This is a genomic window from Mesorhizobium montanum, from assembly GCF_033977145.1.
GTDB lineage: Bacteria > Pseudomonadota > Alphaproteobacteria > Rhizobiales > Rhizobiaceae > Mesorhizobium > Mesorhizobium montanum.
The window spans coordinates 101,379-122,057 of the sequence record NZ_JAVIJF010000016.1 but is presented as its reverse complement, the minus strand read 5'-3'; the positions used below and the strand labels follow the sequence as shown (position 1 = coordinate 122,057).

Sequence of the window (20,679 nt, the reverse complement as noted above, 5' to 3'; positions counted from 1 at the left end):
CGTCAGATCGACCAGCCGCCGTCGATGTTGTAGGCCTGCCCCGACGTGTAGGTCGCGCCAGCGAGGTAGACCGCGAGATCGGCGATTTCTTCCGGCGTGCCGAGCCTGCCCATGGGCTGACGGGCGATGAAAGCCGCGCGCGCCGCCTCATAGTCGCCCTGCGCCTGCATGCGGTCCTGCAGCGACGGGCTTTCGACGGTGCCCGGGCAGATGGCGTTGCAGCGAATGCCTCTGGCGACGTAATCGGCGGCAACCGCCTTGGTGAGGCCGACGACGGCCGCCTTGGTCAGGCCATAGGCGAAGCGGTTCGGCACGCCCTTCTGCGAGCTCGCCAGCGAGGCCATGTTGATGATCGAGCCGTCGCCGCGCTCCAGCATGCCGGGCAGCACGGCACGGATGGTGCGGATCATGGCGCGAACATTGAGGTTGAGCGCGAAGTCGAGGTCCTCGTCCTTCATTTCGAGGATCGAGCCCGAATGGACGAAACCGGCACAGTTGAACAGCACGTCGACGGGACCGATCTCGGCGAAGGCAGCAGTGACGGCTGCGTCGTCCAGCACATCGAGCTTGCGGGTTTTTATGCCTGGCGTCGTGGCGAGTTCGGCCAGCGCCGCCTCGTTGATGTCGGTGGCGTGGACGATGGCGCCGGCATTTGCGAAAGCCAGCGCGCTCGCGCGTCCGATGCCCTGGGCTGCCGCGGTGACCACAACCACCTTGCCTGCCAGATTCGCCATTCTTCCCTCCAGATATCGCGAGCTTTCTTACCGGCGGCGAGACGGGATGCAATGTGCCAGGCGAGCCTGCCGCCTGACTTGTTGCCCGCCAATTGTTTTTTCTGGTTAAAGAACACATAGCGATGCGTCAAGCCGGAAGAGCTGCGGCAAACGCGCCCGAACCTCCAAGCGGCAGAGCCCGTCAGATCGACGCGCTCAGTCGCCGTAAGGCACCCAGACGTTCTTGACCTCGATGGCGCAGCGCAGGAAGGCCTCGCCGGCGGCCTCGCTCGACGGCCAGTCGAGAGTGCGGCCGTTGCCGGTCCAGACGCGCTTGAGATTGCCGATGGAGTCGGCCTCCGCCCTGGCACAGGTGTCGGCATCGCCGAACACCCAGAGCCCGTCGACGTCGTCGTGCTTGGCCAGCACGCCGCACAGCTCGGCGCTGCGGCCGGTGACGATGTTGACGGCACCGGCCGGGACGTCGGAATATTCGATCACCTGGTAGAGGTCGGTGGCTAAAAGCGGGTGGCGCTCGGACGGGACTGCGACCACGGTGTTGCCCATCGCGAGCGCCGGCGCGACCAGCGAAATGAAGTTGAGCAGCGGTTGGTTGTCCGGCGCGACGATGCCGACGACGCCCACGGGCTCATGCAACGCCAAAGTGACGGCGCGAGACGGCGGCTGATGTACGCGGCCTTCGAACTTGTCGGCGAGGCCGGCATAGAGGAAGAGCCGCTCGATCGACTGCTCGACTTCTTCGCGCGCGGCCTTGGCGGCGACGCCGGTCAGCTGGACGAGGCGAGACGCAAACTCATCGGCGCGGCCGGACAGGTTCTCGGCGAAATAATAGAGCACCTGGCTGCGGTTATAGGCGGTCGCATCCGGCCAGGCCTTGCACGCGCGGGCGGCAGAAACCGCATCCCGTATGTCCTTGCGGTTGCCGAGCCCCACTTCGCCGGCCAATTTGCCCTTGGCGTTAGCGACGGCGAGCGAGTAATTGCCATCCGGCCGCACCTGCTTGCCGCCGATGAACAGCTTTGCCGTGCGGTCGATGACGGAGCCGTCGGCCTGCTCGACCGGCTGGGCCGAGCCGGCCGCGGCCGGCTTGATCACCTGGCCGACCGGCAGCTTCGCGGCGAGATATTCGAACATGCCTTCGCAGCCGCCCTCGCGACCAAAGCCGCTTTCACGATAGCCGCCGAAGCCGCAGGCGGCGTCGAACATGTTGGTGCCGTTGACCCACACCACGCCGGCCTTCAGTTGCGGCGCGACGTGCAAAGCCAGATTGATGTTCTCGCTCCACACCGAAGCGGCAAGGCCGTAGCGCGTGTTGTTGGCAAGCTCGATCGCTTCCTCGGTGTTGCGGAAGCTCATCGTCGCCAGCACCGGACCGAAGACCTCTTCCTGCGCCAGAATGTTAGCCGGCGAAACAGCTGTCGCCAGCGTCGGCAGATGATAGTAGCCTGTCGTCGGCAAAGCGGCATCCGGCTGCCAGCAGACTGCGCCTTGCCTGGCGCCTTCGGCGATCAAACCCTTGACGCGGTCGAGCTGGCTGCGATCGACCAGCGGGCCGATATCGGTGTTCTTGTCGAGCGGGCTGCCGACGCGCAGCCGGCTCATCCTGACCTTGATCTTGGCGATCAAGGCTTCAGCGATGCCTTCCTGGACCAGGAGGCGCGAGCCGGCACAGCAAACCTGGCCCTGGTTGAACCAGATGCCGTCGACCAGACCCTCGACCGCGCTGTCGAGATCGGCATCCTCGAAGACGACGAAGGCCGATTTGCCGCCAAGCTCCAGCGAAAGCTTCTTGCCAGACCCGGCGGTCGCCTTGCGGATGATCTTGCCGACCTCGGAAGATCCGGTGAAGGCGATCTTCTGGACGCCCGGATGATTGACGATCGCCGCGCCCGCCTCGGGGCCGCCCTGGACGATGTTGACGACGCCTTTCGGCACGCCGGCGCGCTCGCAGATCTCGGCGAACAGGATGGCGGTGAGCGGCGTGAATTCGGCCGGTTTGAGCACTACCGTGCAGCCGGCGGCCAAAGCCGGCGCGATCTTCCAGGCCAGCATCAGCAGCGGAAAATTCCACGGGATGACCTGGCCGACGACGCCGACCGGCTTGTGATCGGGAAAATCCTTCTCAAGCGTCTGCGCCCAGCCGGCATGGTGGATGAAATGGCGGATCGCCAGCGGCACATCGATGTCGCGGCTCTCGCGGATCGGCTTGCCGTTGTCGATCGATTCCAGCACCGCGAACAGGCGCTGATGACGCTGCATGGCACGGCCGATGGCATAGAGCACTTTTGCTCTGGCGTAGCCTGAGGACGCCGACCATTTCGGCAGTGCCTTGGCGGCCGCCGCGACCGCGGCGTCGATATCGGCGGCGCCGGCATCCGAGACCTTGGCGAGCAGCTTGCCGGAGGACGGCTCGCTGGTGTCGAAGGTCTTGCCGCCGGCGGCCGCCTTCCAGCCGCCGTCGATGAACAGCGCCTTTGCGAAATCGCGCCCGGCAAGCCAGGCGTCGGCTTCGTTGCGGGCTTCCGGCGCCGGGCCGTACTCCATGGCGTGATAGCGTTCGAGGATGTTCATGAACTTGTTCCTTGGAGGCTGATCCCAAGCCTAGCACCCCTCATCCGACCGAGCTTCGCTCGGCCACCTTCTCCCACAAGGGGAGAAGGGAAAAGGTACGCAGGTCGCTCACGATCATATTTGCTTGGAAGGTCGGGGCAGAGCTTCTCCTTCTCCCCTTGTGGGAGAAGGTGTCGCCGAAGGCGACGGATGAGGGGTGTTCCAGTCATCACGCCTTGATCGGTTTCACGCCATCGCGTGGCGGTGGTTGGCCGAGTAATGACCAGTCAGATGGTGCTCGAGTTGCCTCTCGATATCAGTCAGCAGGCTGGACGCGCCGAAGCGGAACAGGTCCGGCTCGAGCCAGGGGCGGCCGAGCTCCTCCTTCATCAGCACCAGCCAGTCGAGCGAGACCTTGGCGGTGGAAATGCCGCCGGCCGGCTTGAACCCGATGAGATAGCCGGTCTCCTCGAAATAGGCGCGGATGGCCCGCACCATGGCCAGCCCGACGGGAAGCGTGGCGTTGACACTTTCCTTGCCTGTCGAGGTCTTGATGAAATCGGCGCCCGCCATCATTGCCACCATCGAGGCGAGCATGACGTTGCGCAGCGTGGCGAGGTCGCCGGTGCCGAGGATGACCTTGAGATGGGCCTCGCCGCAGGCGGCGCGCATGGCGACGATCTCGTTGAACAACTCGCGCCATTTGGCGCCGTAGACCAGGCCGCGCGGAATGACGACGTCGATCTCGTCGGCGCCGTCCTTTACCGACGCCTCGATCTCCTGCAGGCGGGTTGAGAGCGGCGCGAGACCGTGCGGGAAGGCGGTGGAGACCGCCGCAACGTGGACGCCGGTGCCGCGCACGGCGTCGACCGCGGTGGCGACGAAGGGATGATAAACACAGACCGCCGCCGGGCGGATGGTTTCGCCTGATATGCCGAGCCCCTCGACGATATCCCGGCGCAGCGGATTGATCGCCTTGGCGCAGAGCCTGCGCACGCGTTCGTCGGTATCGTTGGAATTCAGCGTTGTCAGGTCCATGCAGGCAATGGCCCGCAGCAGCCAGGCCGCCTGGTTGTCGGCCTTGATCGAGCGCCGCTTGGTCAGCGTCGCGACGCGGCGCTCCAGCGCCGAGCGGTTGACGCTGCGCACCGATTCCAGAAAGCCGAGATCGAGCTTCATGCCGGGATTGCGGGCAATGCCGTGCTCCGGCGGCACAGGCGTGTTGGCGGCGGCGCGCGCCGGCAACGGCATGACCTTGGATGCGCCGGCGCTTGCGCCGGCCTCGCGGATGGTGCTCATCTCCTGCCCTTTCATTCAGCTTGCGCCGAAGATAGCCCGCGAAGTCTCACTTCACGAGTCTTTCAAAGGGTCATAACGGAAAAAGGCAGCGAAAGCAGCTGATTTTTGACCGTATGGTCAAACAGCGATGTCGAGCGCTTGGCTATGCTCAGCCGACGAAGGCGCGCTCGACGACGAAGCTTGCCGGATGGCTCAAGGAGCCTTCCTGAAAGCCGAGGCTTTCGGCGAGTTCCTTGACGTCCTTCAGCATATGCATCGAGCCGCAGATCATGATGCGGTCGGTCTCGGGGTTGAGCTTGTCGATGCCGAGGTCGGAATAGAACTTGCCGGAGCCGATCAACGCGGTGATGCGGCCCATGCGCGCCGACTCTTCGCGGGTCGTCGAATTGTAGAGCGTGACGCGACCGCCGGTCAGCTCGCCGATCAGCGGGTCGCTCTCCAGCGCCGCCACCAGCTCCTGGCCATAGGTAAGCTCGGCAATGTCGCGGCAGGTGTGGGTGAGGATGACCTCGTCGAACTTCTCGTAGGTATCGGGATCGCGCAACAGGCTGGCGAAGGGCGCGATGCCGGTGCCGGTCGAAATCATGACCACGCGCTTGGCAGGCGTCAGCGCGTCGAGCACCAGCGTGCCGGTCGACTTCTGGCGCATGATGACGGTGTCGCCGACCTCGATCTTCTGCAGCTCGGAGGTCAGCGGGCCATCCGGCACCTTGATCGAGAAGAATTCGAGCTCGTCGTCCCAGGCGGGGCTGGCAACCGAATAGGCGCGGAAGAAGGGCTTCTCGGCATTGGGCAGGCCGATCATGACGAACTCGCCGGAGCGGAAGCGCAGCGACTGCGGGCGGGTGATGCGGAAGGAGAACAGCCGGTCGGTGTAATGCTTCACCGACACCACGGTCTCGGCATAGACATTGGCCGGGATCGGGAACTGCAGCGGCTTTGCGCTGTCGACGTTCAACGCGGATGTCGTGTTCATTCAAACCCAACTTTCCGGCCCAGACGGAACACGCTGGCGCCAAACTTTCTCCTGCGCGCCCGAACGGTCAGGTTCCGGCGTGCCCTCTGCACACTGCCAAGCGGTAAGCTCTTGTGTCCGGAATTTATTAGTATACAAATGATCTTCAGGTCAAGATGGCAGCGTAAAATGCCTTTCCAAACCGAGGCATATCCGTAGTCCTGGCATTTCGGGTTTCGGCAATGAATGAGAAATTTTCGGCGTCGGCGGGAAGCGTCGTTGCCGGCATCGATGTCGGCGGAACTTTCACCGATCTGCTGCTGATCGATGGCAAGGCGAGCGGCAGGGTGCATATCGCCAAGACGCCGACGACAGTTGAAAACCAGGCCTTTGGCGTGGTCGCCGCGCTCGGTTCCACCGGCTTTCCGATCGACGGCATCGATCTCATCGTGCATGGCACGACGACAACCACCAACGCCGTGCTGGAGCGGCGGCTGGCGCGAACCGGCATGATCACCACGCGCGGCTTTCGCGACGTGATCGAGCTCGGGCGGCGTACGAGGCCGCAGGCCTATGGCATGACAGGCACCTTCGTCCCGGTCATTCCGCGCGACCTGAGGCTCGAAGTGTCGGAGCGCGTCGAAGCGTCAGGCGCGGTCCGCGTCCCGCTCGACGAAGCCGAGATGCGCGACGTGGTGAAGAAGCTGCTCGACGCCGGCTGCGAGTCGCTCGTCATCCACTTCCTGCATTCCTACGCCAACCCGGCGCATGAACGGCGCGCCTCGGAGATCGCGGCCGAATTCTGGCCAAACGGCCACATCACCACCGGACATGCCCTGCTTTCGGAGGCCCGCGAGTTCGAGCGCGGCGTGACGGCGGCGGTCAACGCCTCGGTGCAGCCGATCCTCGAGCGCTATGTCGAGCGGCTGCGCAAGGAACTCGGTGCGAAGGGCTATGCGCGTGATTTCCTGATCATGAACGGCAATGGCGGCATGATCTCGGCGCGCTTCGTCACGCTGGAATCGGCAAAGACCGTCATGTCCGGACCGGCGTCCGGCGTGATCGCCGCCGCGTACACCGGAAAGCGCGCCGGCTTCGGCAACCTCGTCACCTATGACATGGGCGGCACCTCGACCGACGTGGCGCTGATCCGCAACGCCGAGCCCGCGGTCTCGAACGAGATCGAGATCGAATATGCGATGCCGATCCATGTGCCGATGGTGGCGGTGCACACGGTCGGCGCCGGCGGCGGCTCGATCGCGCGCGTCGATGCGGCCGGGCTGATCCAGATCGGCCCGGAAAGTGCCGGCGCCAATCCCGGTCCGATCTGCTATGGCCGCGGCGGCACCGAGCCGACGATCACCGACGCCAACCTGGTGCTCGGACGGCTGGCACCGAAGAAGCTGCTCGCGGTCGACAATCCGGTCACCGTGGAGCGCGTCACCGGCATTTTCGAGGACAGGATCGGTAAGCGCACCGGCCTTTCCGGTGTCGAAGCGGCGGGCGCCGTGCTGAGGCTCGGCAACATGAAGATGGCGGGCGCCATCCGCATGGTGTCGGTGTCGCGCGGCCACGATCCGCGCGATTTCGCGCTGTTCGCCTTTGGCGGCGCCGGGCCGCTGCATGCGACGGCGCTTGCCCGCGAACTCGGCCTGCCCCGGGTGCTGGTGCCGGCGCGCCCCGGCATCACCAACGCACTCGGCTGTGTCGTCGCCGATATGCGGCATGACTTCGTCAACACGATCAACCAGCCGGTTGCGAAGCTCGACGAGGCTATGCTTCGCGAGGTGTTGGAACGGCACCGTAACGAAGGCGAGGCGCTGATCGCCAAGGAAGCGGTGAAGCCGGATGCGATCCGGGTCACGCACTCCGCCGACATGCAGTTCGTCGGCCAGACGCACATCATCAACGTGCCGCTGCCGTCGTCCTCGGTTTCACGGGAAACGCTGCAGCTTCTGTTCGAGAAAGCCTACTTCGCGCGCTTCAAGGTCGAGCTGCCGGAAATCCGCGCCAACCTCGTCAACCTCAACACCTCGGTGACGGGCGTGCGGCCGCAAATCGACCTGTCGCGGCTGATCGATCCGGCAGGGCGCGTGGCAACGCTTGACGAAGCCCGCCGTGAGATCCGGCCGGTGTGGTACAACGGGCGCTGGCACGACACGCCGGTCTATGCCCGCGAAAAACTGCCGCTCGATGCCGTCATCGAGGGGCCGGCGATCCTGGAACAGATGGATGCCACCACAGTGCTGGAACCCGGCGACCATGCACGCTCGGACGCCGACGGCAACATCATCATCGACATCGGCGAGGCCTAAGATGGCAAAGCTCGACACGATCACGCTTTCGGTGTTGCAGGCAGCCCTGCAGCAAGTCTGCGACGAGATGGATCTGACGTTTTCGCGTGCGGCCTTTTCGCCGGTCATCGCCGAGGCCAACGACCGCTCGGACGGCATCTATTCGGCGGTCGACGGCTCGTTGATCGCGCAAGGCAGTCAGGGCCTGCCGGTGTTCGTCGGCGTGATGCAGTACTCGACCAAGACCGTCATCGAGATGATCGCGGATGGCCGCTGCCTGGCGCCGGAACAAGGCGACATCTACATCGTCAACGACCCCTATCTCGGCGGCACGCATCTGATGGATGTGCGCTTCGTCATGCCGGTCTATCGGGATGGAAAAATCTTTTGCTGGCTTTCCAACACTGGGCACTGGCCGGATATCGGCGGCTCGGTGCCGGGCGGGTTCTCCGCGTCGGCCACCGCAGTCGAGCAGGAAGGGCTCAGGCTGCCGCCGGTAAAACTGTTCAAGAAGGGCGTGCTCGATCCGGAGATCTACGCCATCATCTGCTCGAACATCCGCGTTGCCGACCAGCGCATCGGCGATATCCGCGCGCAGGCCGCTGCGCTCTTGATCGGCCAGGACAGGCTCAACGAAATCCTGGATCGTTACGGTAACGAAACCGTCGTCGAGGCAATCGCGGAGCTGCGCCGCCGCGCCGCCGAGCAGATGCGCGCCTCGATCGCCGTCATACCGGACGGCGTCTATCGTTCGCAGGCCTTCGTCGATTCCGACGGCGTGGTGAACGAGCCGCTGACCATCAATCTGGCCGTCGAGAAGCAAGGCGACGCGCTGACCTTCGATTTCGCCGGGTCGTCAAAGCCCTGCGCCGGGCCGATGAACAGCGTGCTGGCGACGACGCTATCGTCCGTCTACCTCGCCATGCGCCATATTTTTCCGGAGGTGCCGATCAGCGCCGGCGCCTTCGAGCCGCTGAACGTCAGGCGGCCGGAAGGCACGTTCCTCGACGCCAAGTACCCGAGGCCGGTTTCGGGCTGCGCGGCGGAGGTCTCGCAGCGCATCGCCGAGGCGGTATTCGCGGCGATGGTGCAAGCGCTGCCGGAAAAGGTGACGGCGGCGCCCGCCGGCTCCAGCGGCAATTTCGCGCTCGGCGGCAACGATCCGGCGCGCGGCCGCGACTATGTCATGTACCAGATTTCCGGCGGCGGTTATGGCGGCAATGCCGGCCATGACGGCTTGAGCAATGGCTGCTCGACCATCGGCATTTCGAAGTCGCCCCCGGTCGAGATCATGGAACAGGCTTTTCCGGTGCTCTACCGGCACTATGCGCTGCGCGAAGGCTCGGGCGGCGCGGGAAAACATCGCGGCGGCTTCGGGCTTGCCTATGAGGTGGAGATATTGCGCGGCGAGGCGCGCGCGTCCTTCGTCATGGACCACGGCCGCTTCGGGCCGCAGGGCGCGCTTGGCGGCAAGGACGGCGCGCCGAACAGCGTGACCGTGTTCCGGAACGGCGAAGCGCATGTACCGCCACATCTTTCGAAAGAGCAGGACATCGCGCTCAAGGCCGGCGACCGCGTGCGCGTCGGCACGCCTGGCGGCGGCGGCTATGGCGATCCCGGCGAGCGCGACCCGAAGCAAATTGCCGAGGATGTCAGGCTCGGTTACTATACATCCGAACAAGCCAACGAGATGTTCCGCGCTGTTGTTTCCACCGGCTTATAGCACCAAGTCTTATACTCCGCTAAGTCGTCGTTTATTTTCTGACGACTCAACTCCGATGCAACCGAATAATAATATTTTAAGGCTCCGAATATAGACATGCCCCGCGGCGTGGTTTGGGGGCATTCATTCATGGGGTCGCTCGACGATTCAATTATGGGCTCGGGTCTACCGGGCAGGCCGCAATCGCGATCCGACCAACCGGCGGATATCGAGCATATCGCCTATATCTCACGAAAACTGCTCGTCTTCTGCCTGCTCTACATTGCCGTGGCGACTTTGGTCTGGCCGCGGGCATATTATCAAATCGCACAACACTATTTGTCCCTGTTCATGATCTGGGGCCTGCTCTCCGTCTTTGTTGTCATAATTCCGGCGGCAGTGATCAATTCGCCAAGATCACCGATCGGGTTCCTCGTGATTTCGCTCAGATCGAACGGGCTACGGGCATCGATCGTTCTGACGGTGTTCATCTTGTCGCTGGCTGCCTTCACAACCTACAAGGTGAACATCCCGGCCATCGTGCCTTTCTACAGCGACAAAGCCCTGGCCGACATCGGTGAGTTTTTGCATGGCCGGGCGGCGTGGCGAATAGCACATGCATTCGATTCCGACGCCTTGGCGCTGCTCGTAGCGGCGACCTATTCCAAGATATGGTTTCTCGAATGGTTTGGCATGGTGCTCCTTGCAGCGCTGAACGCCAATCAGTTGCTGCATCTTCGTTATCTTGTAGCGCTTGCGTGCGTCACCATGGTGGTTGGAACCCTTATGGCGGCGCTATTTTCCTCCGTCGGCCCGATCTTCTACGATGAGTTTCTGGGCGGCGCGCGTTATGCGGACCTTCTGGAGGTGTTGCGGCAGCATCCCTACAACGAACATGTACTGCAGTATTCCGACTACCTCCTGAGAAATTACAAGGCCAGTAATCCAGCGCTTGGTTCCGGGATATCCGCCATGCCCAGCATGCATGTGGCGGTCGCCACCCTGAACGCCTTCTACCTTACGCGTCTCAACCGTTGGCTCGGGCTTGCGGGCTGGGCATTCGCGATCTTCATCTTGTTCGGCTCCATCTACACCGGCTGGCACTATTCCGTTGATGGCTACATTTCGATGCTGGTCGTCGCCGTGACCTGGCGGCGCACAGCAGGCATTTTCGACGGCGAGCGCGGTGCCTCCGGTTCGACGACGGGCGCAATGTGCCCGGCGTCCGCGACCTGACTTAAAGCGCGTCGCGATAAAACGGATTCAGGCGACGCGCTTTAAGCCTTTGTTTCGATGCATGTCGTTGCCCCAAAACCGCTGCGCACTTTTGGGCGACATGCATTAACGATACGGTCGCGGCCGCTTTTCCTGGAATTGCGCTAAGCGAGCTTCGCCAACAGTCGCAGGAAAGTCGCGGCCTCCTTAGCCGTGAGCGGCGCCAGCGTCTCCTCGGTTATGGCGCGTGCGAGCGGAATGAGCCGCTCGATCGCCTCGCGGCCTTCCGGCGTCAGATTGACCAGCAGCCGCCTTTTGTCGACTTCGTGTTTGGAGACTTCGACGAGACCCCGCGCCTTCAGCCGGTCGATGACGCCCTTCACGGTGGCGGCATCCATGGCGATCAGCGTTCCCAACTGGTTTTGCGAGGTTTCGCCGATGTCGTGGAGCTTCGCCAAAGCGGCGAATTGCGGCGGCGTCAGGTCGCCGATATGCGAGGCGAAGAGCGCGACATGGCGCTGATGGGCCTTGCGCAGGATGAAGCCGACCTGGTCCTGCAGGTGATAGTTGTTCTCACCGTTCTCGTCGTTCTCGTCGGCCTCGATCAGCCGCAGCAGATTGTCCTCGCCGCTCATCGCAAGCCGTCCCATGCCTTGATGTCCTCGGCCGCCAGGCCACCCATGCGGTTGTGGACGCGGGGCCCGCAGGTCATGGCGAGGCAGAACAGGATCTCGTCGGGACGCGGGCCATCGCTGATGCCGACCTCCATGGCGTCGAAATGGCTGCGCACATAGGCGGCGTTGACGTGGCCGAGCGGCACGTCGAGCCGCGCGCCGAAGGCGCCGACCTTCTTGGCCGACGGCACGATGGCCTTGGCGTCGCCGAGCCGCTCGCGCATGGCGTAGCCGCCTGGAACATGCCACAGCGCACCATGCTCCAACTCGCCTGCGGAACCGACGATGGCGCCCTTGCCGTAGCCGTCGATCTTCTTCACGTCGCCGCCAAGCGCTGCGATCAGCCTGTCGGAGAGCAGAAGCCCGAGCGGCTTCAGGTCCTCCATCGCGCCTTGCAGGTCCTCGACATAGCGGCCGGCGAAGGGGTTCTTGACCACGGCGAGAGCGGCGGCGCGCAGGCGCGGCTCCCTGGCCACGGGGCCGCCATCGTGGAAGATCTCCTCGGTCAGGACCGCGACCTTGCGGATCGGAAAGTCAGGCATGGGCAGTTTCCTTCGCTTGATGCTTGTTGGGCGCGGCGAGCGCCACCGAACCGCTGATGCGGATCTCGCCCGCCAGAAACAGCGCCGATGCGGTGATCAGGCCGCGCCGGCGAAAATCCTCGGCGACGGCAAGGCCGTTGTCCAGCGCCCGCGCCACCTCGCCTGGAGCGAGGGCGCCGACGCCTTGCGTCACCAGGCGATCGCCGAGATCGCTGTCGGGCGCCAGATCGCGCGCGGATACGCGATGTATCGCCGCGTGGCCCGGCAGATCGACGGCGTTGGCGATGAGCGTTGCCGCCGCGTCGGCCTCGGCGCCCGTGCGCGCAAGAACGGTGACGGCATCGGCAATGCCGAGGGAGAACGACCGGCCGCGCCAGCCGCTGGTGGCGACGCCGCGCACGCCGTCTTCGGCGTGTATGGCGACGCGGTCGGCCATGCCGTGACCGGTGCCGGCAATGGCCGATGTCATCGACTGGCCCTTGCCGAGATGAAGCGCGCAATCGCCGCCATTGTTGACGTAGGCGCGGTCGAGCCGACGGCCGGCGAGCAAAGCGGCAAGAATTTCGTCGGCTACCGAACCGGCAACGGCGGCCATCGGCGTGATAAAGCATTCCGCCAAGGGCATGACTGCCGCCTCCATGCGGCGCGCCGTAGGACCGGCGAAGGCGCGCAGTGCCAGGAAGAATGCCGGCAGGCGCAATTCAGGCAGTTCTTTAACCACCTCGACCAGGATCGTCTGGAAGCGAGCGACCGTCTGTTCGTAAGCGGCACGGCATTCATCCGCGGAACCAAACGCCTCGACGATGAGGTCGATCGGCCCGTGGTTGAGATGGAGCCGCCTGCCGTCAGCCAGCCAGTGCGCCTGCGGGCCATCCATCATCCGGCCCCGTTCGCCGTTGAACGCCGCAACTGCGCCAGCGGCGGCCAGGGGTTATTGACCGGCGCGTCGGTGTTGCTGCGCGGGTTGAGATACTCGCCGCCCTTGGCAAGAATGTCCTCGACGCTGCGGATCTCGTTCTCATAGCCGCCCAACCGGACATAGTCGTCGCGGCGCATGGTGAATTCGATCGGCGCGACCAGCGCTGGCGTCGGCACATAGCCGAAGGCGCCTTCCGGCACGCGGGTGACGTCGACCATCAATGTGATTCCCCCGCCCGGCCAGACATAGACCGGCGCACCGCCGACCGTCACGTAGGTCCTCAAGCCCTGCACCGAGCGGGTGAGGTTGACCGGGTTCTCGGTGACGCCGGCGCGCAGCGAACCGCCGGCGCCACCGATGAAGAGAACGGTGCACAGCGCCGGCTCGCAATTGTCCTCGATCAGGCCGACGGATTTCTGCAGCCGATCCGGAAACGGCTTTTCGACCGGTTTCAGTTGGTCGTCGAGTTCGTAATAGGCGAACTGCTCGCCGGTGGTCGACACCATCAGCAACGACAGGCCGGGACGAGCGCCCTTCTTGGCGTTCCAGTCGCCGAGGATCGACAGCGGGTCGTCGATGCTGGTACCGCCCCAGCCGAGGCCGGGCTCCGACACCTTGAAATAGCGGCCGGGCGTCGAGCGGCGGCCGATGATTTTTATCCCCGTATCCTCCCAGCCCAGCACCTTGCCGGCCTGATGCTCTGAGACGACGCCGGTGATGTGGTCGTCGACCACCACCACCTCGTCGACAAGCCCGCGCCACTGCGTGGCGAACATGCCGATGGTCGCCGAGCCGCAGCCGACGCGCATGCGATGCTCGACCTTGCCGTCGATGACCGGCGCCTTGCCGGCCTCGACGATGACCGTCGCGCCGCCGTCGATGGCGAGCTCGACCGACTTCCTGTTGCACAGACTGAGCAGCGCGTCGCAGGTGGCGCGTCCTTCTGCCTTGGAGCCGCCGGTCAGGTGATGGACACCGCCGAGCGACAGCATCTGCGAGCCATATTCGCCGGTGGTGACATGGCCGATCGCCTCGCCTTCCGAACGCACCGTCGCCGCCTCGTCGCCGATGTGGCGGTCGGTGTCGATCTTCACCTTGACGCCGCAATAGGAGAAGATGCCTTCGGTGACGACGGTGACGAGATCGACGCCCTCGACCTCCTGGCTGACGATGAAGGGCGCCGGCTTGTAGTCGGGATAGGTCGTGCCCGCGCCTATAGCCGTAACGAAACGGCGGCCGGTGTTGACCAGATCGCCGTTCCAGGCTTCACCCTCGGCGACGAAGGGCACGACAGCGCCGCCGGTCTCGGCCGCATGGTCGAGAATGGTCAGCGGGTCCATGCGCACGATGCGGCCGCCGACATTGCCGTAGCGGTCGCAGGCGCCGGTGCGGCCATCGGCGATGTAGCACATGACCGGACAGGCATCGCAGCGGATCTTTTCCGCCACCTGCTTCTCGCCGGGATCATGGGTTTCGAAACGTTCGGCAAGCTCGCTCATCGGCGCGCCTCCTTCTCGCGGATCGCCGCCAGGATGCGGCTCGGTGTCGCCGGCACCTTGGTGACCAGCACGCCGGTTGCATGGCGGATGGCGTTGAGGATCGCCGGCGCCGTCGGGATCAGCACATGCTCCCCCAGGCCCTTGGCGCCGAAGGGGCCTTCAGGGTCCGGAACCTCGACCAGTATGTGCTCGATGGGCGGAACGTCGCCGATGGTCGGGATCAGATAGTCGTGCAGGTTCTCGGTGCGGCCGGGGATATATTCCTCCATCAGCGCCATGCCGATGCCCTGGGCGATACCGCCCTCGATCTGACCCTCGACCAGCACCGGGTTGATCGCCTTGCCGACATCATGCGCGGCGGTGATCTTGATCAGCTTGACCGTGCCAAGCTTGAGGTCGACCTCGAGCTCCGCGATCTGCGCGCCATAACCATAGACCGCATAGGGCTTGCCCTGGCCCTTGGCGTCGAGCGGCTGCGTCGGCGGATCGTAGGTTTCTTCGGCCACGAACACCAAGTCGTCCGCCTCGGCCTTCAGCGCCGTGAGATCGATGTGCCGCGTCGCGTCGCCTTCGCGGATGGAGATGCTGGCGTCGTCGAGCCCGATCGTCGCCTGATCGGACACATTGGCAAAGCGCAGGATCTTTTCGCGCAGCGCGCGACCGGCCTTCTCAGCCGCCTTGCCTGTCACAAAGGTCTGGCGCGAGGCGGATGTTTTGCCGGCGTCGGGCGTGATGGCGGTATCGGCGCTTTTCAGCCGGAATTTGTCGAGCGGCAGGCCAAGCGCATCGGCGCAGATCTGGGTGATGACGGTGTTGGAGCCCTGGCCGATATCGACCGCGCCCTGATGCAGAACGACGTCGCCCGAGGACGAAATGCCGACCTTGATGGTCGAGGGATTGGGCAACGAAGTGTTGCCGCAGCCATACCAGCAGGAGGCCACGCCGACGCCGCGCTTGCTTGCCGCGCTGCCGGCATTGAAGGCCTCGGCATCGGCAAGCGCACGCTTCCAATGCGGCAGAAGCTGTTCCAGGCATTCGCCGATGCCGACGCCCGATTCCAGCCGTTGCCCTGTGACAGTCTCAGAGCCGTCGCGCAGGCAATTCTGTAGCCGGAAGTCGAGCCGATCCACGCCGAGCTTGCCGGCCAGCTCGTCATAGAGTGTCTCCTGCATGATGGTGGCCTGCGGCACGCCGAAGCCGCGGAAGGCGCCGGCGATCGGGCCATTGGTGTGGATGGCATAACCCGTCGCGCGATAGTTTGGCGTCAGATAGGGACCGGAGGCATGCACAGGAACGCGGTTGGCGACCGTCGGCCCCCAACTCGCGTAAGGGCCAGTGTTGAAATCGCCCTCGAAGACCATGCCGGTAACGCGGCCCTCGGCATCGGCGCCGATGGTCGCCTTCATCTCGGCGGGGTGCCGCTTGGTGGTCGACATCATCGATTCGTTGCGCGTGTAGGCAAGTGCTGCCGGCCGTCCGGTCTTCATCGCCACAAGGCCGATGAGAGGCTGCAGCGAGACATCGAGTTTCGAGCCGAAGCCGCCGCCTGTGGCGGTCGGCACGATGCGCACCTTCTCGACGGGCAGGCCGAGCACCTTGGCCGTATCGTCGCGGTCCATATAAGGCGCCTGGGTGCAGGCGACGACGACCAGCGTGTCGCCATCCATGTAGGCATAGCCGGCTTCCGGCTCGATATAGGCGTGTTCGACAAAGGAGGTCTCGATAGCGCCGGACACTGTTACGGCCGCGCCGGCAAGTGCTGCGTCGGGATCGCCGCGCTCGACATAGCCGGAGGTGAGCAGGTTCGCCGGGCGGTGCCGATGGATCAGCGCAGCGCCGTCGGCTTTTGCCTCACGAGGTTGCAACATATGCGGCAGCTCGGTCCAGGCGATCGGGAAATCACCGAGGTCGAGATCGAGGATCGCTTCGCGCTCGCCCGCCACCAATGCCACTGCCTCGCCACGCAAGCGGGCGAAGCCTTCGGCCAGCGCCGGCTGGTCGGCAAAGGGACCGATGACGCCAAAACAGTTCTTGCCCGGGATGTCGGCGGCGGTGAAGACGCCGGCAATACCGGGACGGGTTCGCGTCCACGCCTCGATATCGCCGAAGCTGAAACGCGCATGATAATGCGGCGAGCGGATCACCAGCACCGACAGTGCATCGGCCGGAAAGGAGTCGCCGCCGAACTTCTCTTCGCCCGTGACTTTCGGCACGCCGTCCAGGCGGATGGGCGAGGCGCCGACGGCGCGGCCGGTCTCGGGAAAACGAAGGTCGACGCCGTTCATATGCTGCGAGGCCTGCATCACCGCCGCGATGATCTTCCTGTAGCCGGTGCAGCGGCAGAGCACGCCGCCCAGCGCATCCTGCGTCTCGACCTCGCTCGGCGTCGGATTGCGCTCCAGGAGAGCGGTTGCCGCGACCAGCAGGCCAGGCGTGCAGATGCCGCATTGCGCGGCGCCATGTTCGAGGAACGAAGCCTGCAAGGCGGACAGCCAACCATTGGAGAGGCCTTCGACGGTGGTGAGGGAAGCGCCTGCCACCGAGGCCGCCGGCATCAAGCAGGCGCAGACCGGATTGCCGTCGACCAGCACGGTGCAGGCGCCACAATCGCCGGCGTCGCAGCCGACCTTGGTGCCGGTCAGCCGCAACTCGTCGCGCAAAACCTGCGACAGCCGCCGCACCGGCGGCACCGACACGCGGATGCCGGCGCCATTAACCTCGAAGGCGATCTCGACGCGCTCCATGGTCATGCCGCCACCTTGCCTTCGCCAGGGCCGATTGCAGCGCGCACCGCGCGGACAACGATCTCCCGCGCCGCATGCTCCCGGTATTCTGCGCTGCCGCGCACATCGGCGATCGGCGACAGTTCATCGATCGGCGCGGACAGCACCGCGTCGGCAAGTGCCGCGTCGACCGATCGGCCGCGCAGCGCTGCCTCGACGCCAGCAAGCCGGCGGGCTACCGCCGAACAGGAGCCGACGGCGATCGCCACATCGGCGACAACGCCATTCTCGACCACGAGCCGCGCCGCCGCCATGGCGATCGAGATGACCAGATAGCGCCGGGCGCCGAGCTTGACGAAGGCGGAGGCGCCGACGGCGGAAGGCTTCGGCACGCGAATGGCGGCGACCATCTCGCCCGGCTGCAGCGCCGTGTGGCGATTGCCGAGGATGAACGCGCCGAGCGGCAGATGGCGGACAACTTTGGCCGAGCGCAATTCGACATCGGCGTCGAGCACCAGCAGCGCCGGCACGCCGTCGGCGGCGGGCGAAGCGTTGCAGAGATTGCCGGCAACCGAGGCGACGTTCTGGATCTGCACCGAGCCGACTTCGCGCGCGGCCGCCTTCAGCGCATCGAACGCGACCGGCAACGGGTGGCGGACGATGTCGGTCCAGGTGGTGCGGGCGCCGATCCGCCAATGATCGTCTGTCTCTTCGATGCCGCGCAGCGCGGCGAGACCGTTGATGTCGAGGATGTTGTCGCGAAAAGGTTTCGTGCCCTGCGCGGGATAGAAATCCGTGCCGCCGGCGAGAATGCGCCAACGGTCCTCGCCGAGCAGAGCGAGCGCCTCCTCGACCGTGGTGGGTTTCGCGTAACGGGTCACGCTTTGCCTTCCCGAAAAAGGGCCTTGCCGAGGGAACCTGCCGGCCTCAGGCTCGGTCAAATTCATTCGTATGCAAATGATATCAACTTCGCCGCAATTGTCAAAGCGGAGCTCCCGAAGAATGCTCTCGAACGTCCGCCACGGCTTTGTTACGCCGGCGGAGGTTGACGCCACCGGTCATCTGGTCAAGGTTCTGCCTCCGGTCGCGTCAGCGGCATTCGACTGGAGCCCAAGCCGAACGAGAGGGAGCCCCATGGCCGAGGAAGCGCTCATCGTCATCGACCTGCAGAACGATTTCTGCCCCGGCGGCGCGCTGGCGGTTGCCGGCGGCAACGAGATCGTGCCCCTGGTCAACGACCTGATCCGGCGCAGCGAACATGTGATCCTGACGCAGGACTGGCACCCCGCCGGACATTCGAGCTTTGCCTCCAGCCATCCGGGCAAGCAGGCCTTCGAGACGATCGAGATGCCTTACGGGCCTCAGACGCTGTGGCCGGATCACTGCATCCAGGGCAGCCTGGGCTCCGATTTCCATTCCGGGCTTGCCTGGACCAAGGCCGAGCTGGTGATCCGCAAGGGGTTTCGCGCGGCGATCGATAGCTATTCGGCCTTCTTCGAGAACGACCACACCACGCCAACCGGCCTTGCCGGCTATCTGAAGGAACGCGGTATCGGTTCCGTCATCCTTGTCGGCCTTGCCACCGACTTCTGCGTCGCCTTCTCGGCGCTCGACGCCGTGAAGCAGGGCTTCAGGACGACCGTGCGGCTCGATGCCTGCCGCGGCATCGACCTCAACGGCTCGGTCGAGGCGATGCTGAAGCGCATGCACGAAGCCGGCGTGACGCTCGAAGATCATTCGGCGGACTGACGCCGCGGTGAGGCAGGCGACGGTTCCTTGCGCGTGGGGAGACCCCTTCACTGGGATTGCCAACTTGCGGCGCAGGGATGCGGGCTCCCCCTTCTCCCCTTGTGGGAGAAGGTGTCGCCGAAGGCGACGGATGAGGGGTGTTCCAGGGAACACCGACGTCTCACTCCGCTGGAGCACCCCTCATCCGTCTCGGCGCTGCGCGCCGATCCACCTTCTCCCACAAGGGGAGAAGGGAGGGCGCGGAGCGGCCGGATGAGGCGGCTTTTTTCATTCGCCGTGCTTGCAATCGCTGTGCTGTTTCCAGCACAAGCGCTCGCCGCCGAAATCCATGAACTGCCCGGCACCGCGATGTCGCTCTGGTGGGGGCTGCCCTTTGCAGGCCTGCTTTTATCGATCGCGACGGGGCCACTGCTTTTCCCGCATGTGTGGGAACATCACTACGGCAAGATCGCCGCAGCCTGGGCCGTGCTGGCGGTTGTCCCGCTGGCGATTGCCTTCGGCATTTCAACTGCCGGCGAAGCCGTGCTGCACACGCTGCTCACCGAATACATGTCCTTCATCATCCTGTTGTTCGCGCTCTACACGATCTCGGGCGGCATCCTGGTTGCCGGCAACATCCACGGCACGCCGCTGGTCAATGCCGGACTGCTGCTGGTCGGCGCGATGCTTGCCTCGGTCATCGGCACGACCGGCGCCTCGATGATCCTGATCCGGCCGATGCTGCGCGCCAACGACAACCGGCTGTTCAACGCGCATGTGGTGATCTTCTTCATCTTCCTGGTCTCCAACATCGGCGGCTCGCTGACCCCACTCGGCGACCCGCCTTTGTTCGTCGGCTTCCTGCGCGGCGTCGATTTCTTCTGGACGACGGTGCACATCCTGCCCGACACGCTTTTCGTCGGCGGCCTGGTGCTGGCGGTTTTCCTTGCGATCGACATCGTCTTGCATCGCCGCGAAGCCGGCATGCCGAAGATCAAGGATCCGACGCCGGATACGAAGGTGCGGCTGCGTGGGCTGGCCAATTTGCCGCTGCTTGCCGGCGTCATCGGCGCGATCCTGGTTTCGGCGAGCTGGAAGCCAGGCGTCAGCATCCCGGTCCTCGGCGTCAGCCTCGAACTGCAGAACCTGGTGCGCGACGCCATCATCCTGGCGCTGGCCTTCCTGTCGCTTCGCGTCTCGTACAAGAGCCATCGCGAGGCGAACGGCTTCACCTGGGGGCCGATCGCCGAGGTGGCCAAACTCTTTGCCGGCATCTTCATCTGCATCGTGCCGGTCATCGCCATCCTGCGAGCCGGCCACGACGGCGCGCTGGCGCCGCTGGTGGCGCTGGTCACGTCCGCCGACGGCCAGCCCAACGACCTCGCCTATTTCTGGCTGACCGGGGTGCTGTCGTCCTTCCTCGACAACGCGCCGACCTATCTGGTGTTCTTCGAGCTTGCCGGCGGCGATGCCAGGCACCTGATGACCGAAGCCGCTTCGACGCTGGCCGCGATCTCGGCCGGCGCCGTGTTCATGGGCGCCAACACCTATATCGGCAACGCGCCGAATTTCATGGTCTTTGCCATTGCGAGACACCGCGGCTTCAAGATGCCAGGCTTTTTCGGCTACATGGCATGGTCGGGCGCGGTGCTGATCCCGACGTTTTTGATCGCGGGGTTTCTGTTTTTCAGGTGAAGCGGCGTGGAGCCTGACCTCCCCTTGTGGGGAGGTCTGACCGAAGGTCCGGGTGGGGGTCGGCGCCAGCCTCCCGCTGCTTTGCAGCGATCCTCTCCACAAGGGCAGGGCTATCGCATATGAGATTCTTGCGAAGAGGGACCCCCACCC

General features: G+C 64.8%; 15 protein-coding genes. 5 read left to right on the top strand and 10 right to left on the bottom strand.

The features are described from left to right. Positions 1–2 precede the first annotated feature (2 nt). The 4 genes from RFM68_RS21860 to RFM68_RS21845 all read right to left on the bottom strand — a co-directional run bounded on the left by RFM68_RS21860 (position 3) and on the right by RFM68_RS21845 (position 5,559). Positions 3–734 carry an SDR family oxidoreductase gene (locus tag RFM68_RS21860; protein ID WP_320235080.1) on the bottom strand — a complete coding sequence of 244 codons (732 nt, stop codon included), beginning with the start codon at positions 732–734 and terminating at the stop codon, positions 3–5. 195 nt (positions 735–929) lie between these two features. Next, on the bottom strand, positions 930–3,305 hold the full coding sequence (locus tag RFM68_RS21855; protein ID WP_320235079.1) for an aldehyde dehydrogenase family protein: 2,376 nt from the start codon (positions 3,303–3,305) through the stop codon (positions 930–932). Positions 3,306–3,530: 225 nt separating this feature from the next. Next, on the bottom strand, positions 3,531–4,583 hold the full coding sequence (deoC, locus tag RFM68_RS21850; RefSeq protein ID WP_320235078.1) for a deoxyribose-phosphate aldolase: 1,053 nt from the start codon (positions 4,581–4,583) through the stop codon (positions 3,531–3,533). 148 nt (positions 4,584–4,731) lie between these two features. Next, on the bottom strand, positions 4,732–5,559 hold the full coding sequence (locus RFM68_RS21845) for a ferredoxin--NADP reductase (protein ID WP_320235077.1): 828 nt from the start codon (positions 5,557–5,559) through the stop codon (positions 4,732–4,734). A 221-nt stretch (positions 5,560–5,780) separates the two neighbouring features. On the opposite strand from RFM68_RS21845, the gene RFM68_RS21840 reads away from it, so the two are divergent. From RFM68_RS21840 to RFM68_RS21830, 3 genes are all read left to right on the top strand, one after another. Next, positions 5,781–7,853, top strand: a complete 2,073-nt coding sequence (locus RFM68_RS21840) for a hydantoinase/oxoprolinase family protein (RefSeq protein WP_320235076.1) — start codon at positions 5,781–5,783, stop codon at positions 7,851–7,853. A gap of 1 nt (position 7,854) precedes the next feature. Next, entirely contained in the window at positions 7,855–9,555 is a 1,701-nt protein-coding gene (locus RFM68_RS21835; protein ID WP_320235075.1) for a hydantoinase B/oxoprolinase family protein, read from the top strand. 129 nt (positions 9,556–9,684) lie between these two features. Continuing rightward, positions 9,685–10,770: a phosphatase PAP2 family protein gene (locus RFM68_RS21830; protein ID WP_320235074.1), complete on the top strand. Its 1,086-nt coding sequence runs from the start codon at positions 9,685–9,687 to the stop codon at positions 10,768–10,770. Between the two features lie 143 nt (positions 10,771–10,913). Here the strand turns inward: RFM68_RS21830 and RFM68_RS21825 are convergent, their stop codons facing one another. The 6 genes from RFM68_RS21825 to RFM68_RS21800 are packed head-to-tail and all read right to left on the bottom strand — an operon-like array spanning position 10,914 to position 17,987. Next, on the bottom strand, positions 10,914–11,384 hold the full coding sequence (locus RFM68_RS21825) for a MarR family winged helix-turn-helix transcriptional regulator (RefSeq protein ID WP_320235133.1): 471 nt from the start codon (positions 11,382–11,384) through the stop codon (positions 10,914–10,916). Further along, a complete protein-coding gene (locus RFM68_RS21820) occupies positions 11,381–11,965 on the bottom strand; it encodes an amino acid synthesis family protein (protein ID WP_320235073.1) in 585 nt (194 codons plus the stop codon). Before RFM68_RS21820 ends, RFM68_RS21825 begins: the two co-directional genes overlap by 4 nt. After that, the gene (locus RFM68_RS21815) at positions 11,958–12,842 is read right to left on the bottom strand and encodes a UPF0280 family protein (protein WP_320235132.1); all 885 of its coding nucleotides are present in this window, start codon (positions 12,840–12,842) and stop codon (positions 11,958–11,960) included. Before RFM68_RS21815 ends, RFM68_RS21820 begins: the two co-directional genes overlap by 8 nt. Further along, entirely contained in the window at positions 12,842–14,383 is a 1,542-nt protein-coding gene (locus tag RFM68_RS21810) for a 6-hydroxynicotinate reductase (protein WP_320235072.1), read from the bottom strand. Before RFM68_RS21810 ends, RFM68_RS21815 begins: the two co-directional genes overlap by 1 nt. Next, the gene (locus RFM68_RS21805; protein WP_320235071.1) at positions 14,380–17,133 is read right to left on the bottom strand and encodes a molybdopterin-dependent oxidoreductase; all 2,754 of its coding nucleotides are present in this window, start codon (positions 17,131–17,133) and stop codon (positions 14,380–14,382) included. The genes RFM68_RS21810 and RFM68_RS21805 overlap by 4 nt, the downstream gene beginning before the upstream one ends. Next, positions 17,130–17,987 carry an FAD binding domain-containing protein gene (locus tag RFM68_RS21800; RefSeq protein WP_320235070.1) on the bottom strand — a complete coding sequence of 286 codons (858 nt, stop codon included), beginning with the start codon at positions 17,985–17,987 and terminating at the stop codon, positions 17,130–17,132. The genes RFM68_RS21805 and RFM68_RS21800 overlap by 4 nt, the downstream gene beginning before the upstream one ends. Before the next feature lie 253 nt (positions 17,988–18,240). On the opposite strand from RFM68_RS21800, the gene pncA reads away from it, so the two are divergent. Together pncA and RFM68_RS21790 are read left to right on the top strand one after the other, a co-directional pair. Next, entirely contained in the window at positions 18,241–18,855 is a 615-nt protein-coding gene (gene pncA, locus RFM68_RS21795; protein ID WP_320235069.1) for a bifunctional nicotinamidase/pyrazinamidase, read from the top strand. Positions 18,856–19,107: 252 nt separating this feature from the next. Continuing rightward, positions 19,108–20,529: a sodium:proton antiporter gene (locus RFM68_RS21790; protein ID WP_320235068.1), complete on the top strand. Its 1,422-nt coding sequence runs from the start codon at positions 19,108–19,110 to the stop codon at positions 20,527–20,529. Positions 20,530–20,679: the final 150 nt, after the last annotated feature.

Coding starts and splice junctions, on each gene's coding strand:
- RFM68_RS21860 (WP_320235080.1), bottom strand. CDS start 734: ATGGCGAATCTGGCAGGCAAGGTGGTTGTGGTCACCGCGGCAGCCCAG.
- RFM68_RS21855 (WP_320235079.1), bottom strand. CDS start 3,305: ATGAACATCCTCGAACGCTATCACGCCATGGAGTACGGCCCGGCGCCG.
- deoC (WP_320235078.1), bottom strand. CDS start 4,583: ATGAGCACCATCCGCGAGGCCGGCGCAAGCGCCGGCGCATCCAAGGTC.
- RFM68_RS21845 (WP_320235077.1), bottom strand. CDS start 5,559: ATGAACACGACATCCGCGTTGAACGTCGACAGCGCAAAGCCGCTGCAG.
- RFM68_RS21840 (WP_320235076.1), top strand. CDS start 5,781: ATGAATGAGAAATTTTCGGCGTCGGCGGGAAGCGTCGTTGCCGGCATC.
- RFM68_RS21835 (WP_320235075.1), top strand. CDS start 7,855: ATGGCAAAGCTCGACACGATCACGCTTTCGGTGTTGCAGGCAGCCCTG.
- RFM68_RS21830 (WP_320235074.1), top strand. CDS start 9,685: ATGGGGTCGCTCGACGATTCAATTATGGGCTCGGGTCTACCGGGCAGG.
- RFM68_RS21825 (WP_320235133.1), bottom strand. CDS start 11,384: ATGAGCGGCGAGGACAATCTGCTGCGGCTGATCGAGGCCGACGAGAAC.
- RFM68_RS21820 (WP_320235073.1), bottom strand. CDS start 11,965: ATGCCTGACTTTCCGATCCGCAAGGTCGCGGTCCTGACCGAGGAGATC.
- RFM68_RS21815 (WP_320235132.1), bottom strand. CDS start 12,842: ATGGATGGCCCGCAGGCGCACTGGCTGGCTGACGGCAGGCGGCTCCAT.
- RFM68_RS21810 (WP_320235072.1), bottom strand. CDS start 14,383: ATGAGCGAGCTTGCCGAACGTTTCGAAACCCATGATCCCGGCGAGAAG.
- RFM68_RS21805 (WP_320235071.1), bottom strand. CDS start 17,133: ATGACCATGGAGCGCGTCGAGATCGCCTTCGAGGTTAATGGCGCCGGC.
- pncA (WP_320235069.1), top strand. CDS start 18,241: ATGGCCGAGGAAGCGCTCATCGTCATCGACCTGCAGAACGATTTCTGC.
- RFM68_RS21790 (WP_320235068.1), top strand. CDS start 19,108: ATGAGGCGGCTTTTTTCATTCGCCGTGCTTGCAATCGCTGTGCTGTTT.